We start from the raw sequence: 15,995 nt of genomic DNA, 5'->3' as shown, positions 1-15,995 counted from the left end.
TCATCAACACGCCAAACCAGCCTACGTAGAGGCGGTTGTCGGTCGAGGTCACCCAGTTGCAGAACTGCGCCCACAGGTTGGCGCTTTCGCGTCTCTGTAAGGTCGTTGTCATGATTTTGTATGAGTGCTAATTGGTTTACTCAAAGATTAGATTGACGAATCAATCTATGAATCTAGATTAAGAGATTTATTTCGTTTTGTAAAGAGGAGAATTAAGTTTTCGCGCACCCAATGTAACAATTTCTTCACTCCCTGAGATCAGCGATTTCGTGTTTGCGGGTCTTGTCTCCAGAAACGAGAACCAGTGCGGATTCTTAGAAGTGCCAGCGCTAATCTCGTATTCATCTTTAAGAAGCGTTTATTAGTTCTAGAGTGGCAGATGAACGAGTAAGCGCCAGAAGGATAGCCAGCAAACAGCAGATCTGTTATCCCAGATAGAGAATCTAATCTTTGTGTAGGAATGAGATCGATTACTTACAGTCCGGCTTATACAATTGTTCCAACCTATGAATGCTTCAATCGCTGTACGTATTGCAACTTTCGGGCGGAACCAGGGCAAGACGAGTGGTTAAGCCTATCTCAAGCAGAAAAAACTTTAGAGCGCCTTCAGTCTCAAAACGTTATTGAAATCCTGATTCTGAGTGGCGAGGTTCATCCTCAGCACCCGGTTCGGTCTGCCTGGTTTGATCGAATCTTTGCGCTTTGTGAGCTAGCGCTCTCGATGGGGTTTTTACCCCATACAAATGCGGGAATTCTCACCTTTGATGAGATGTCCAGGCTAAGAACAGTGAATGTGTCAATGGGGTTAATGCTGGAGCAAATGACACCAACCTTATTGGAAACCGTTCATCGGCATGCACCCAGTAAAGTTCCAGCCTTGCGATCGCAGCAATTAGCCTGGGCAGGAGAATTAAAGATTCCTTTTACAACAGGATTGCTGCTAGGACTTGGGGAAAACGAGCGCGATCGTATTGACACGCTAGAGGAGATTGCTCGAATTCACGATCGCTTTGGTCATATTCAGGAAGTCATCTTGCAGCCTTACAGCCCCGGTCAGAAAGAAAGCCTTTCTCAAACAGCTTTTCAGCCAGGGCAATTAATCGAATTAATCAAGACTGCGCGTAAGATCCTGGCAGAATCGATCGCAATCCAGATCCCCCCAAATCTTATTCAACACGATCTCCTTGCTTGTCTAGAGGCAGGTGCAGAAGATTTAGGCGGAATTAGCCCACACGATGAAGTGAATCCAGATTATCCCCATCCAAAAGCGGCAGACTTAGCGGTATTACTTGAATCACATGGATTCAATCTAGTCCAACGATTGCCAATCTACGCACAGTACGATCGCTGGCTTCCTGAACGATTGCAACCTGCTGTTCAACGCTACAGAACTGCTGGACTTGCAGCCCCTAAAAATTCTGTCACGTACTGAAGATATGTCTTGGGGTCTTCAAGCATTGGAAAATGAGCCGTGTTAGGAATCGTTATATGCTGAACTTGATCGCTCAGTGCTGCCGCTTTTTCTCCCATTTCGGCAGGAATAATTTTGTCGTATTCGCCTGAAATTAATAGCGTTGGAACTAAGATTCGGGCAAACTCTGCAGGCATTGTTTCTGATGCTTCTTGGCTCACCGCAGAAAACATCGTTCCAAGTGCGGCGGCTTCATCTGCTAACAGAAAGTCAGCCAGAAAAGCGCGGCTCATGTCGCGTGGCACCGATTGATGCAAAAATCGCTGCATAAATAAACGATCGGTAAACGGTAAGCCATAGAGCCAGGGTAAGCGGAATTTCACCACATATCCACCGAACTTATGGAAGGCTTTGAATGCTCTTTCCTGATATTCAAAGATACCGCTACAAGTAAGAACCGCACGATCGACCAATTCTGCGTAGCGATTCAGGAATAGAACCGCGATCGAAGAGCCGGTTGAATGAGCGTTGAGACAAACTTTTTGAAGCCTTAGAGCGACAAGCAGCCCTGCTAAATCTCTCACATAATCATCTAGGTGATAGGTCGATTCGGGCGCGGCATCCATTCTCGATCGCCCAAAACCACGCATATCGTATAACAGACAATCGAAATGGTGCGAGAGGGATCGGGCTGTACTTTCCCAATATTTTGCAGACCCACCCCAACCATGAATAAAAACTAAAACAGGCTTACCGCTCGGTTGATTGTCTTCCGATTCAGTAAGCCATTCGTAATAGTGATTAAAGCCATTGACTAAAATGTAAGCCATGCTAAGCAGATTGAAACGTTTCTAACGTTTAGGGTATCATCCCGTTTTTAATCTGCCACTCAAGCTTTATGCTGATTCCGGTTTTGGAATTGAGGAAGGATGTAGGAGCAGTTCAGCCGTCGATCGCTTCTCAACCATTTCGCGAGTGATTGTACACCGAGTCACATCTTTGCGTGAGGGCAACTCATACATAATATCGAGCATCATTTCTTCGACAATGCTGCGAAGGGCACGCGCTCCGGTTTTACGACGATACGCTTCTTGTGCGATCGCTCTCACCGCATCAGGCTTAAATTCAAGCTGCACGTTGTCCATCTTCAACAGTTTCTGGAACTGCTTGACCAGCGCATTCTTTGGCTCAGTTAAGATTTCAGCCAGCGCGTCTTCATCGAGCGGATCAACCACTGCCATTACTGGAATTCGTCCAATGAATTCAGGAATTAAACCAAATTTTACGAGATCATCGGGTTCTAAATGTTGCAGGACATCCGCAGTACGCTTCTCTTTGGATTGTTCGCCGGATTGAACAAAGCCCATTGCCCGCTTACCCATGCGCTGCTCAACTGCTTTATCGAGTCCCACAAACGCACCGCCGCAGATAAATAGAATATTGCTGGTGTCAATTTGAATGCAGTCTTGGTAGGGGTGCTTTCGCCCACCCTGGGGAGGCACATTTGCGATCGTACCTTCTAACATCTTCAAAAGAGCTTGTTGAACGCCTTCACCCGAAACATCACGAGTAATTGAGGGGTTCTCGCTTTTCCGGGCAATCTTATCGATCTCATCAATATAGATAATTCCGCGCTGCGCCTCTTCCACATCAAGATCTGCAACTTGAAGTAACCGAAGAAGAATGTTTTCGACATCTTCGCCCACATAACCTGCTTCGGTTAACGTGGTTGCATCTGCCACAGCAAACGGGACATCCAGAATTTCAGCAAGAGTCTGAGCCAGAAGCGTTTTACCGCATCCAGTCGGCCCAATCAGAAGGATGTTTGACTTCTGAAGCTCGACCGTATCATCCGGAGAGGATTTGCCGTTGCTCTTTGCTTGAAGGAAGCTCAAGCGTTTGTAGTGATTGTAAACCGCAACCGAGAGGACTTTCTTTGCCTCGTCTTGACCGATTACATGCTCATCCAAATATTTCTTAATCTCACGCGGTTTAGGCAACTGATTTAGAGAAATATTGGCAGAGCGTGATCGACGTTTCTCCGGGGCTTGCTCTCGGCGCGGAACGGGTTGCGGGGCAGCGCTGGAGTCAAACAACTCCTCATCCAAAATCTCGTTGCACAAATCCACACACTCATCGCAGATATACACACCAGGGCCTGCGATCAGTTTGCGGACTTGTTCTTGAGACTTGCCACAAAAAGAACATTTCAGATGGGAGTCGTACTTTGACATAGCTGCCTCTTATCTTGCTGCGGCGACAGGTTCGTTAGCTTTGGGAAGATTCTGCCGAGTAATCACTTGGTCGATCAAGCCATAAGCTTTGGCTTCTTCGGCAGACATAAAGAAATCGCGCTCTGTGTCTGCTTCGATGCGATCGAGCGGCTGTCCGGTGTGTTGAGCGAGTAGCTCATTCAGCTTGCGCTTATGATAAAGGATTTCTTTCGCTTGGATCTCGATGTCCACTGCTTGCCCTTGGGCACCTCCTAAAGGCTGGTGAATCATAATCCGAGAACTCGGCAAAGACATCCGCTTTCCAGGAGTTCCACCAGAAAGAAGGAACGCTCCCATACTAGCAGCCAGTCCAAAACAAATCGTGACCACATCACAGCTAACTTGCTGCATCGTGTCATAGATCGCCATTCCTGCTGTGACCGAGCCGCCCGGAGAATTGATATAGATTTGGATGTCTTTTTCAGGGTCTTCGGCTTCGAGGAAGAGCAGTTGCGCGACTAGAGAATCGGCAACCGTGTCATCGATCGCGCTGCCGAGAAAGATAATGCGTTCGCGCAAGAGACGCGAGTAGATATCGAACGCCCGTTCGCCACGTCCAGACTGCTCAACCACCATCGGAACGACGTTAGTTGGAGCAGCCTGAGACACGACATCAAGCGTACTGAGGTTTTGAATAATGTAGTCGTGAGATTGGGAGTTATACATGAGGCATACGGCTACGTTCCACAAGTCTAATTCTAGCCAACAAACGCTAAGTTATCCGGCAGACATCCGAATGCTTAAAGATTCGACGGTTATCCCTACTCTACGACTTCGACCTCAACCGCTTCAGCTTCGCTGTCATCATCGAGTTCGCCTACTTCTGGCTCCTCTTTTTTAAGCGTGCCTTCGGGAACGAGTTCGATCGTCGAGTTGGTCGTCAACCAATCCATAATTTTCTCTTTCAGCAAGTCTTCTTCAACCGCACTCTTGAGGCGATCTACGTCGATGTCGCGTCCTTCAAATTCGCTCAGCAGTTCTTGAACCTTGTTGTTGAGTTCGTCTTCTTCGACTTTGAGCGATTCTTTCTTGGCGACTTCGCCCAGGGCGAGCGTGCGCTTAATTCGCCCGATCGCATCGGGTCGGGAGCGCTCTTTCAGCATCGGAATCGTGTCTTTGTTCAACAAGCGCTTGATATCGATGCCTTGTTGCTGAAGCTGCATAGCGGTTTGCGTCACCATGTATTCCACTTCACGCTCGATCATGGTTTCGGGCAGATCGGCTTCAACTTGATTCAGCAATTCATTGAGAACAGCTTCTTCTTTGTTGGCTTTGGTTTGCTGCTCGGCTTCTTCCGTGAAACGCTTTTCTAGAGATTCGCGCATTTCGGCGATCGTCTCAAATTCATCGCCGCTTGCTTCTTTAGCGAATTCATCATCGACTTCGGGAAGTTCTTTTTCCTTCAGTTCTTTAAGCGTAATCTCGAATGTTGCAGGTCGCCCAGCAAGCTGCTCTTGGGGATAATCTTCCGGAAAAGTTACCGAAATTTCCTTAGTCTCACCAGCATTCATGCCGATAATTCCATCCACGAAGCCTGCAATAAAGCGACCCTCTTCGAGTTCAAGCTGAAAATCAGCAGCCTCGCCGCCCGGAACCTCAATTTCTTCTTCACCATCAGCAGGCGTGAAGCGACCCTTAAAGTCGAGCACACTCACGTCTCCCCTCTGAGCGGGGCGATCTTCAATCGGAACCAGCGTCGCCATCTGAGTCCGGTAGTTTTCGATCACCGATTTGACTCGTTCTGGATCAGGCTTGACTTCTTCTGCTTGCAGCGTGAAATCTCTATACTGCTTCAGCGTCACCTCCGGAGAGACATCTACCGCTGCCGAGAAGGTCAGCGCTTGACCGGGTGTGTATTGAGCAATTAATTCATCAAACGACGATCGCAGTTGGAAATTTCCTAGCGCCTCGATATTTTCCTGCTTAATCGCTTCTTTTAGCCCGGTATCGACCAGTTCTTCGATCACAGCCGCTTTGATTCGATTCATTCCGAAGCGTTGAATCAAGACTTGGCGTGGTACTTTGCCTTTACGGAACCCCGGAACATTCAACGATCGCGTAAAGTCCTGCAACACGCGATCGTAGGTTTTCTGAGACATCTCTGGCGTAATTTCAATTTCCAGCCCGATTTGACTGGCGGGAAGCTTTTCCTGGGTAACTTTCATCGGCGTAAGTGACAAAGAATGCGAATTTCTATCAAGCAGTAAGCTATACTAACCGATTCTAGTCGCGCTTGCGCGATTCATTAGAGAGAATCTTAAGGATTGAGCCAATAAAATTGATCCGCAATTCTGCAATAATTTAGGGAATACTGGCAGTCGGAAAAGCATTCCAGCCACTTGAATTCGTGCCCAAAGCACGTTAGTCTCTGAAGAACAGATCGAACATCTTTATTATTTTTGCTAAGTCTCGCGTCAATCAACTCTTATTAAAGCTTTTCTAATTTGCAGCCCGTTTGGAGGAATTTATTTTGGGTCAATCCTATCGAGTAGCGATTTTAGGGGCGACAGGAGCGGTCGGAACTGAACTATTAGAACTGTTGGATCAGCGTGATTTTCCTGTTTCTGAATTGAAGCTGTTAGCTTCTCCAAGATCGGCAGGTTCAACGCTGACGTTTCAGGGGGAGAGTTTGGCGATCGAAGCCGTGAATGAGGCTTCGTTTAACAATGTTGATATTGTTCTTGCTTCGGCAGGCGGATCAATCTCGAAGCAATGGGTTAGAGATATCGTTGCGGCTGGGGCTGTGATGATTGATAACTCCAGCGCCTTTCGGATGGATGCAGATGTGCCGCTTGTTGTACCAGAAGTGAATCCAGAGGCAGCAGCACACCATCGGGGCGTAATTGCCAACCCGAACTGTACGACGATTCTGATGTCGGTTGCAGTCTATCCATTGCATCAAGTCCTGCCGATTAAGCGGATCGTGGCAGCGACTTATCAATCCGCGAGTGGTGCGGGTGCGCGGGCAATGGAAGAAGTAAAGCACCAATCGATCGATATTTTGCAAGGCAAAAACCCGAAAGCCGAAATTCTACCGTACCCTCTAGCGTTCAACTTGTTTCCGCACAACTCAAAGCTGGATGAATCTGGGTACTGCGAAGAAGAGTTGAAAATGGTAAACGAGACTCGCAAAATTTTCGGAGTACCAGATCTGAGAATTACTGCAACTTGTGTACGGGTTCCCGTTCTACGGGCACATTCAGAAGCGATTAACCTAGAGTTTGACTCTCCTTTTAGCGTGGAAAAAGCGAGAGGACTGTTACGACAAGCCCCAGGAGTCAAGCTTGTCGAAGACTGGAACGCAAACTATTTTCCGATGCCGATCGATGCTAGCGGCAAGGATGAGGTTTTAGTCGGACGCATTCGCCAAGATATTTCTAATCTGAATGGTTTAGAACTCTGGTTGTGCGGGGATCAAATTCGCAAGGGTGCAGCCTTGAACGCGATTCAAATTGCAGAACTTCTAATCGAAAAGAACTTGCTTAAACCAGCTTTAGCAACAAATCGATAGTGACTTAAAGGAGTTTAAATAGAGTGTGGTAAATTTTGGAACTGTCTTGACTGCCATGATCACGCCATTTACAGCGGATGGAGCAGTCGATTACGCTGTGACTGAAAAGTTAGCGGCTCATTTAATTGAGACGGGTACAGATACGATCGTCGTTTGTGGTACGACTGGAGAATCGCCGACGCTTTCTTGGGATGAAGAATTTGAACTCTTTCAAGTTGTGAAGCGTGCCGTTTCCGGTCGAGCAAAGGTAATGGCGGGAACCGGATCGAACTCGACTTCGGAAGCGATTACAGCGACGAGAAAAGCCGCTAGAATAGGATTAGACGGCTCGTTGCAGGTCGTGCCTTATTACAACAAACCGCCGCAAGCGGGACTCTATCATCACTTTAGAGCGATCGCAGAATCTTCGGATTTGCCGCTGATGCTATACAACGTTCCAGGTCGTACCAGCCAGAATCTTCAGGCTGAAACCGTCGCTCGACTCTCAGAAATTCCGAATATTGTTGCAATTAAGGAAGCGAGTGGCAATCTAGATCAAGTCAGCCAAATTCGGCGGATGACCCCATCTGAATTTGCGATTTATTCTGGAGATGATTCTTTGACTTTGCCGATGTTAGCGATCGGTGCAAAAGGAGTTGTCAGCGTTGCGAGCCATCTCGTCGGAACGCGACTACAGCAGATGATCCAAGCATTCGAGAAGGGTCAAGTTCAGAAAGCGACCCAAATTCACCTAGAGCTACTTCCATTGTTTAAAGCTTTATTCGTTACGACGAATCCGATTCCAGTCAAAGCCGCACTAAGTCTGCAAGGATGGCAAGTTGGCGCACTCCGCCCACCCCTGTGCTCTCCAGATGAAGAGGTGAAGCTTCAAGTCAAGCAAGTCATGGCGGAACTGAACTTGCTGCAAACGGCACATGCTTAGAGTTTCTGCACAACTGAATATTTCAGTGATCACAGGATGAGCATTTTGCTGCCTGCTGAATCTCTCAATCAATTTTCTCTTAACCCTAGAAAGGACACTGATGACTCAAAACAACTCGTCAAACGCGCTCAAAATCATTCCGCTCGGCGGACTGCATGAGATTGGTAAGAATACTTGCGTTTTTGAATACGGCGATGAAATTGTACTGCTCGATGCAGGGCTCGCCTTTCCTACAGACGGAATGCACGGCGTAAATATCGTGCTGCCCGATATGACCTACCTGCGTGAGAACCGCGAAAAGATCAAAGGCATGATTATCACGCACGGACACGAAGATCATATCGGGGGTATTCCCTTTCACCTCAAACAGCTAGACATTCCAGTGATGTACGGCCCGCGTTTAGCGCTGGCACTGCTCGAAGGCAAGCTTGAAGAAGCGGGAGTCACCGATCGCACTGAGCTGAGAACGGTTCGCCCGCGCGATATCGTTCGCATCGGGACGCATTTCTTCGTCGAATTCATTCGCAACACGCACTCGATCGCCGATAGCTTCACGGTTGCGATTCACACTCCGGTTGGCGTTGTGATTCACACAGGCGACTTTAAGTTTGACCATACTCCGGTCGATGGCGAGAAGTTCGACCTTCAGCGTTTAGCCGAATATGGTGAAAAAGGCGTTCATTGCTTGATCAGCGATTCGACTAACTCTGAGATTCCAGGCTTTACGCCATCAGAACGATCGGTGTTTCCGAATCTCGATCGCGTCTTTTCTCAAGCCAAAGGACGGTTGCTGATTACAACCTTTGCCTCATCGGTTCACCGAATCAACATGATTCTGGAATTGGCAGAAAAGCATGGTCGCGTCGTATCGGTATTGGGTCGATCGATGCTGAACGTAATCGCCCACGCTCGCACTCTTGGCTACGTTAAATGTCGCGACGACATTCTTCAACCCCTGCACGTTACTCAGAAGATGCCGGATAAGGATGTCTTGATTCTGACAACCGGATCGCAAGGTGAACCAATGTCAGCAATGACGCGGATTGCGAACGGCGAACACCGTCAAGTGAAGATTCGAGAAGGTGATACGGTTGTATTTTCTGCTAACCCGATTCCTGGAAATACGATCGCGGTCGTGAATACGATCGATAAACTAATGATGAACGGCGCAAAAGTCGTTTACGGCAAGGATCAAGGCATTCACGTTTCCGGTCACGGCTGCCAAGAAGATCAGAAATTGATGTTAGCGCTGACTCGTCCGAAGTTCTTCCTACCTGTTCACGGTGAGCATCGGATGCTGATTAAGCACTCTCAAACGGCTCAAAGCACTGGCGTTCCGGCTGAGAACATGGTGATTATCGATAACGGTGATGTCGTTGAACTGACCAAGGATTCGATCAGCAAGGCTGGTAAAGTCAAGGCAGGAATTGAACTGGTTGATACGTCGCGATCGGGCATGGTGGACGATCGGGTTCTGAAAGAGCGTCAGCAGTTAGCAGGTGATGGAGTTGTCACGGTGGCGGCGACGATCACGAACGAAGGTCGATTATTTGCAAAGCCGGATGTGCATCTGCGCGGCGTCGTGACTTCGATGAATCCGGAACAGTTGCGAGGCAGAATTCAAGAAGCGATCGAGGCGGTGTTAAACGATCGTTGGAATGAGTTCTACAGCACGTTCGATGGTCGAGTCGAAATCGATTGGACGGGCTTACAAGTTCAGATTGAGCGCGAAATTCATCGCTTGCTGCGGCGTGAGCTTCAAAGCAATCCGCTGCTGGTGTTCTTGATGCAGAATCCTGAACCTGCTGCGGTGAAAGCAACTCCGACGCGCCAACGCGCTACAGCAAAGGTCGCTTCTTAGGATTTTGAGGGTTTGCCGTTGCGATCGTCACAGATTGCAACGGCAAGAATAGTGCGATCGGCGCGATTCTTGCTATACTCACAGAGTAACGAGTGGGCATGTAGCTCAGGGGATAGAGCACCAGATTCCGGTTCTGGGTGTCGCAGGTTCGATTCCTGCCATGCTCGTTGAAGTTAATTTGCTCAATAATCAATTCAGCTAAAGGCTATTTTCTGATTTTGTGAGATTTAGAAAATACGTCCGGCGAGCCTTCCTGTTCATTGTCAAAAACTAGTATCCATGGGGGATATTAGAGAAAGATTCTTCTATTACGCAGAATGCCAAAAAGCTCCTAGAAGCAAGTTTTAGAATTTGTCAAAACTCTCAATCATTCAACGATTCGAGGCGTTCCAGGTTCTCGACTGCTGCGCTTTGAAGGCGCGATCGCACTGGATGATATTGCATTGATGCAGGAAGCGATCGAGCAAGACAGCGAACAGATTGATATGAATAAGTAGTAGATGTTTGTCAGATACAAGCATTATTCTTGCCCTGTACGATTGCGAAAAAGAACGAGTCTTTCAGTCAAGAGGTTCGACAACGCGAACGGTCGATCGTCTTCTCAACTAAAATCAAGCAAAACCTTGAACATCTTGAGGTGAGGCAGACATGGTTGCTCAAGCCGAGAAAAAGCACTACAGCACTCAAGAGTATTTAGAGATAGAGCTTGTCTCCGAAACCCGGAGCGAGTACCGCAACGGGGAGATTGTCTTAATGACTGGCGGCACACCAAATCACAACGACATTGCCGGAAACCTCTATGTTTTACTCAAGACTGCTTTAAAGGGGAAAAACTATCGGACGTTTTACACCGATCAGCGTCTGTGGGTTCCAGGCGTTAGCCTTTACACTTATCCCGATGTCATGGTTGTACCAAAACCGATCGAGCTTCAAGTCGGGCGAACTGATACCGTGATCAATCCTTGTTTTATTGCTGAGGTCTTATCGAAATCGACTCAGAACTACGACCCTTGCGGTATCTGCGAAGCAGCGCGAGGTGAAAAATTCGTTGCTTATCGGACAATGCTTAATTTTCAAGAATATCTATTGATCGACCAGTACCGAATTCATGTCGAGCATCATGTAAAGACGGCTGCGAATCAATGGCTATTCTCGGAATTTGATGATCCAGCAGTAGCTTTAATGCTCAGAACAATTGGGATTGAAATTCAAATTGCAGAACTTTACGAAGGTATTGATTTTAGTGAGACATAAAAGAGGAGCGATCGCATCGTTTGTGCGATCGCTCCTCTTTTCTCAAACCAAATTGACCTAAACCGAAGCTGCAACCCTTTCTACATCAGGATTCGCTTCAGGCGTATCCTTCTCCGACGGCGGAACCACTTGCCAGAACTTCGGTAAGAACTCCGACCAGTTTTCCAGAATCGCCTTCGCTTTCGGACTACCCGTATGCTCAACGTGCGCCTCAAGTAGTTCTTTAAGCTGCCGTTCGCCAGCAGGTGCGGCAATTCGCTGAGTTTTAACGATCTCAGGATTCACTTTCGCTTGGAAGCTACCATCCTCATCCAAGAAGTAAGCCAATCCGCCTGTCATCCCTGCACCTACGTTACGACCTGCACGACCGAGAACGACAACAACGCCACCCGTCATGTATTCGCAGCAGTGGTCGCCAACGCCTTCGACAACCGCTTCAGCCATCGAATTTCGGACAGCAAACCGCTCTCCAGCTTGCCCATTGGCAAACAGTCGTCCACCCGTTGCGCCATAGAGACAAGTGTTACCGATAATCACGTTTTGAGACGGATCATAAGTTGCTTCAGATGAGGGCTTGATCGCGATCGTTCCTCCGTGCATTCCTTTACCCACGTAATCGTTCGCTTCACCGACCAAGTTCAGCATCATACAAGGGAGGTTGAACGCTCCAAAGCTTTGACCAACACTTCCGGTAAAGTTCAAAGTAATTTGACCACTGAAACCGGAGTTACCGTACTGTTTCGCGATCACACCCGCAATCCGAGTTCCAACTGTCCGATCAGTGTTGATGACATCAACTGCTTTCGTAACGTCGCCTTGATTTTGAATCGCCGCTTGAATATCAGCAGCACTCAGAATTTGATCATCTAGAACAGCGCCATTGCTATGAACAGTTTCATGATTGAGCCAAGTGCGATCGCTGCGAGTGTCCGGTAGCTGAGTCAAACAATCGAGATTCAGCATTTGAGTTTTGGTCAGGCTGACCCCCTCGCGCATCTTCAGAAGATCCGCACGTCCAATAATCTCATTCAGGGATTTGTAGCCCAGACGAGCTAAGAGTGATCGGACTTCTTCCGCCACGAACAGAAAGAAATTAACCACGTGCTCTGGTGTACCAGGGAAACGCTTACGAAGTTCTTCTTTCTGGCTTGCGACTCCGACCGGGCAATTGTTCGTGTGGCAAATTCGCGCCATGATGCAGCCTTCTGCAATCATCGCGATCGAGCCAAATCCGAACTCTTCACCACCCATCAGTGCTGCCATGACGATATCCCATCCAGCCTTGATGCCACCATCAACTCGGAGGATGACGCGATCGCGCAGTTGGTTCTGCATCAAAACGCGATGAACTTCGGTTAATCCTAGTTCCCAGGGACTACCCGCGTGCTTGATTGAGCTTAACGGTGAAGCACCTGTACCGCCATCGTGACCAGAGATTTGGATAATATCTGCGTTCGCTTTGGCGACTCCTGCCGCGATCGTGCCGATTCCAACTTCTGCCACTAATTTGACTGAGACTTGAGCCACAGGATTGATTTGGTGCAGGTCGAAGATCAGTTGAGCCAAATCTTCGATCGAGTAAATGTCATGGTGCGGCGGCGGAGAAATTAGGGTGACTCCGGGCTTCGATCGACGCAGTAACGCAATGTAAGGACTTACCTTCGGCCCCGGCAATTGTCCGCCTTCACCGGGCTTCGCACCCTGAGCCATCTTGATTTCGATTTGCTTTGCGCTCATCAAATACTCAGGCGTAACACCAAAGCGACCAGACGCAACCTGCTTGATTGCGGAGTTAGCAGTATCGCCGGCTTTTAGTCCTTTGAGGTGCGGCAAGAGCGGGGATGTGCCGTCTTCAACTTCATTCAGCACTTTATACCGAATCGGATCTTCTCCACCTTCGCCAGAGTTCGATCGACCCCCCAAGCGGTTCATCGCGATCGCCAAGACTTCATGCGCTTCTCGCGACAATGCACCGAGCGACATTCCACCTGTACAGAAGCGTTTCACAATTTCGGTTGCGGGTTCAACTTCATTGATCGAGATGGATTCGCGATCGCTGTTGAAGTCAAGCAAATCACGCAAAGCAGTGATCGGACGATTTGCCAAATGCTGTTGGTACAGATCGTAGTGATCAAAACTGTTCGTTCTGACCGCTTGATGCAGATGTTTAGCCAGTTCCGGGCTGTTCATGTGATACTCACCACCCGGGCGATATTGCACGAAGCCGAAGTTCTCTAGCTTTTTCGTGGTCAACTCTGGGAAAGCACGACTGTGGAACGACAGAATTTCTTGAGCCAGTTCTGCGATCGTTAGTCCACCCAATCGCGAGGCTGTACCGAAGAAGCCTAAATTCAACAGATCGCCACCAATGCCGATCGCTTCAAAGATCTGTGCAGCTTGATAGCTCGACAGCAAGGAAATGCCCATCTTCGAGAGGATTTTGAGCAAACCGTCTTCGATCGCTTTGCGATAGTTCGCTTGCACTTGAGTTAAGCTTGCAGCTTTGATCTTGCCGCGCTCCATCAAGCCTTGAGTTTTGGAATCTGACCACCATTGGCGCACCGTTTCCAATGCCAGGTAGGGGCAAACGGCACTCGCGCCGTAACCAATCAAGCAAGCAAAGTGATGCGTACTCCAAGCTTGAGCGGTATCTACGATCAGCGATGCTTTCATCCGCAAGCCTTGACGGATCAAATGATGGTGAACCGCTCCCACTGCCAACATGGGTGGGATGTAGCTTTGGTCTGCGCTTAATCGGGTGATATTGCCAGATTGATCCAAGCGATCGCTCAACACCAAAATCTTTTTACCCGATCGCACCGCTTCCGCCGCTTGTTCACACAGTTGCTTGACCGCAGCTTTCAGCCCTTCGGGGCCTGCGGCAATTTCAAACAAAGTTGAAAGATTTGCGGTTTCTAAGCCCGATCGACGAACTTGATCAAGCTCCGGTTCACTCAGAACTGGCGATTCTAGAACAAATAGATTTGCACCTTCAGGCTTCGTCTCAAGGAGATTACCGCGTTCTCCAAGCTGCATCGTCAAGGACATGACGAGTTTTTCGCGCAGCGGGTCGATCGGCGGATTTGTTACCTGAGCAAAGCGCTGCTTAAAGTAGTCGTACAGCAGGTGAGGACGCTCAGACAGCACCGCTAACGGAATATCATCACCCATACAGAAAGTCGGCTCTTTACCTTGTGCCGCCATGTCTTGAATGACCATTTCGACATCTTCTAAGGTGTAACCAAAAGCGGTCTGATGAGTCAGAAGCGCCTGCGGCTCCATTTGCGCTACTTCTAGAAACTCCTGGGATTGCAGCGTTTTCCGGTTCTTTAACCATTCTCCGTAGGAGCGGAGGTTTGCTACGCGCTGCTTGATATCCCAGTTCTTTAGCACTTCATGAGATTCAAGATCAAATGCAATCACTTGACCAGGGCCTAACCGCCCTTTCTCAATCACTTCAGATTCTGGAATCTCAACTACACCTGCCTCAGATGCCACAACCAGATATCCATCGCGAGTAATCGTATAGCGAGCGGGTCTTAAACCGTTGCGATCGAGCGTTGCTCCCACGATTTTCCCATCGCAGAACGCTAATAGTGCAGGACCATCCCAAGCTTCCTGAATGCCACTGTGATACTCGTAGAAATCAACAATTTCAGAATACTCGTTCAATTCCGGCTGATTTTTGTACGCCTCTGGAACCATCATCATCAACGCTTCAACTGGGCTACGTCCAGAACGAACGAGCAGTTCCATCACGTTGTCTAAATTAGCGGAATCACTATTATTGGAGTTCACAGTCGGTTTCAGCGCACCCACGCGGTCGCCCCAAAATTCGTGCGCTAAATCGGCTTCTCGCGCCCGCATCCAGTTGACGTTACCAAGCAGCGTATTAATTTCACCGTTATGCCCCAGTAAGCGCATCGGCTGCGCCAGAGGCCACTTCGGCATCGTATTCGTACTGAAACGACGGTGATACAGCGCAAATGCACTCTTATAGCTAGGGTTTTGTAGATCCTGATAAAACTCACCTAAAACCGCCGATCGCACCATACCTTTGTAAACGATCGTGCGCGTTGAAAACGAGCAGACGTAGAGTTCATCGAATCCTGGCTGTGCCTTCTCAGCTAGAATGCGGTGAATCTGCTTACGAGTCAGATACAGTTTGCGCTCTAGCTCTTCTCCGCTCAAGGTGTCAGATTTCACTAACAATTGCTCGATCTGGGGCTGATTTTCCCGCGCTTGAATTCCGAGAATTTCGGGTTTAACCGGAACAACCCGCCAGCCTAGTAGGGTTAATCCTTCCTCAGCAATAATCTTCTCAGCGATTTCTTTGACGGCAGCCGCGATCGCACCATCTTGCGGCAAAAACACCATCCCCACACCGACTTGATTGGGTTGAAGGGTGAGCCTATGCTCTCTTGCCCATTGATTTAGAATTTCCCAGGGAATTGCAGCCATCAAGCCTGCACCGTCACCGGAGTCTTGATCAGCGCTGCACCCGCCCCGATGCTCCAAGCAAGCTAAGGCGTTCAGTGCTTTTGCCATCAGATCGTGGCTATCCCGACCTTTTTGATCTGCAATAAAGCCGACACCACAAGCATCGCGTTCTTCAACTAGCCAACGCTGACCTGCATATCCATTAGCGATCGATGGGTTTTGACACTCTGACGGAACACTAGCTTGACTCATGGAAGGATTCATTCGATTCATTTCAAGGGGATTAGGGTTGAGCGGAGACAAACTGGGCTAAGAAAAGGTTA

At 48.5% G+C, this 15,995-nt stretch carries 10 protein-coding genes, 1 tRNA gene and 1 pseudogene; 6 read left to right on the top strand and 6 right to left on the bottom strand.

Annotation, left to right across the window (positions count from 1 at the left end; translation table 11 throughout):
* Nucleotides 1–112, bottom strand: a pseudogene (locus NC980_RS19275) (photosystem II q(b) protein); the annotation flags it as partial.
* Nucleotides 113–460: 348 nt separating this feature from the next.
* Between NC980_RS19275 and cofG the strand changes: the two are divergent.
* Nucleotides 461–1,432 (top strand): 7,8-didemethyl-8-hydroxy-5-deazariboflavin synthase subunit CofG, encoded by a 972-nt coding sequence (gene cofG, locus NC980_RS19270; protein ID WP_190377386.1) that lies wholly within the window; start codon nt 461–463, stop codon nt 1,430–1,432.
* On the opposite strand, the gene NC980_RS19265 is transcribed toward cofG, so the two are convergent.
* From NC980_RS19265 to tig, 4 genes are all read right to left on the bottom strand, one after another.
* A complete protein-coding gene (locus NC980_RS19265) occupies nt 1,384–2,241 on the bottom strand; it encodes an alpha/beta hydrolase (protein WP_190377385.1) in 858 nt (285 codons plus the stop codon). The two genes, cofG and NC980_RS19265, sit on opposite strands and share 49 nt — an antisense overlap.
* 66 nt (nt 2,242–2,307) lie before the next feature.
* Nucleotides 2,308–3,645 carry an ATP-dependent protease ATP-binding subunit ClpX gene (gene clpX / locus NC980_RS19260; protein WP_190377384.1) on the bottom strand — a complete coding sequence of 446 codons (1,338 nt, stop codon included), beginning with the start codon at nt 3,643–3,645 and terminating at the stop codon, nt 2,308–2,310.
* A 9-nt stretch (nt 3,646–3,654) separates the two neighbouring features.
* Nucleotides 3,655–4,350, bottom strand: a complete 696-nt coding sequence (clpP, locus tag NC980_RS19255) for an ATP-dependent Clp endopeptidase proteolytic subunit ClpP (protein ID WP_190377383.1) — start codon at nt 4,348–4,350, stop codon at nt 3,655–3,657.
* Nucleotides 4,351–4,445: 95 nt separating this feature from the next.
* Nucleotides 4,446–5,849: a trigger factor gene (tig, locus tag NC980_RS19250; RefSeq protein ID WP_190377382.1), complete on the bottom strand. Its 1,404-nt coding sequence runs from the start codon at nt 5,847–5,849 to the stop codon at nt 4,446–4,448.
* A gap of 305 nt (nt 5,850–6,154) precedes the next feature.
* Between tig and NC980_RS19245 the strand changes: the two genes are divergently transcribed.
* The 5 genes from NC980_RS19245 to NC980_RS19225 all read left to right on the top strand — a co-directional run bounded on the left by NC980_RS19245 (nt 6,155) and on the right by NC980_RS19225 (nt 11,232).
* A complete protein-coding gene (locus NC980_RS19245) occupies nt 6,155–7,195 on the top strand; it encodes an aspartate-semialdehyde dehydrogenase (RefSeq protein ID WP_190377381.1) in 1,041 nt (346 codons plus the stop codon).
* 25 nt (nt 7,196–7,220) lie between these two features.
* The gene (dapA, locus tag NC980_RS19240; protein ID WP_190377380.1) at nt 7,221–8,117 is read left to right on the top strand and encodes a 4-hydroxy-tetrahydrodipicolinate synthase; all 897 of its coding nucleotides are present in this window, start codon (nt 7,221–7,223) and stop codon (nt 8,115–8,117) included.
* A 100-nt stretch (nt 8,118–8,217) separates the two neighbouring features.
* Complete coding sequence (locus NC980_RS19235; RefSeq protein ID WP_190377379.1) at nt 8,218–9,978, top strand: ribonuclease J; 1,761 nt, start codon at nt 8,218–8,220, stop codon at nt 9,976–9,978.
* A gap of 94 nt (nt 9,979–10,072) precedes the next feature.
* Nucleotides 10,073–10,145: transfer RNA gene (locus NC980_RS19230), tRNA-Arg, on the top strand.
* Between the two features lie 481 nt (nt 10,146–10,626).
* Nucleotides 10,627–11,232, top strand: coding sequence for a Uma2 family endonuclease (locus tag NC980_RS19225; protein WP_190377377.1), 606 nt, complete (start codon nt 10,627–10,629; stop codon nt 11,230–11,232).
* A gap of 57 nt (nt 11,233–11,289) precedes the next feature.
* On the opposite strand, the gene gltB is transcribed toward NC980_RS19225, so the two are convergent.
* On the bottom strand, nt 11,290–15,924 hold the full coding sequence (gltB, locus tag NC980_RS19220) for a glutamate synthase large subunit (protein ID WP_199298571.1): 4,635 nt from the start codon (nt 15,922–15,924) through the stop codon (nt 11,290–11,292).
* Between the last annotated feature and the right edge of the window lie 71 nt (nt 15,925–15,995).

Origin of the sequence: Leptolyngbya sp. AS-A5 (genome assembly GCF_039962495.1) — a bacterium.
GTDB lineage: Bacteria > Cyanobacteriota > Cyanobacteriia > Leptolyngbyales > Leptolyngbyaceae > Leptolyngbya.
The sequence above is the reverse complement of the archived record's forward strand: the minus strand, read 5'-3'. Positions and strand labels throughout refer to the sequence as shown.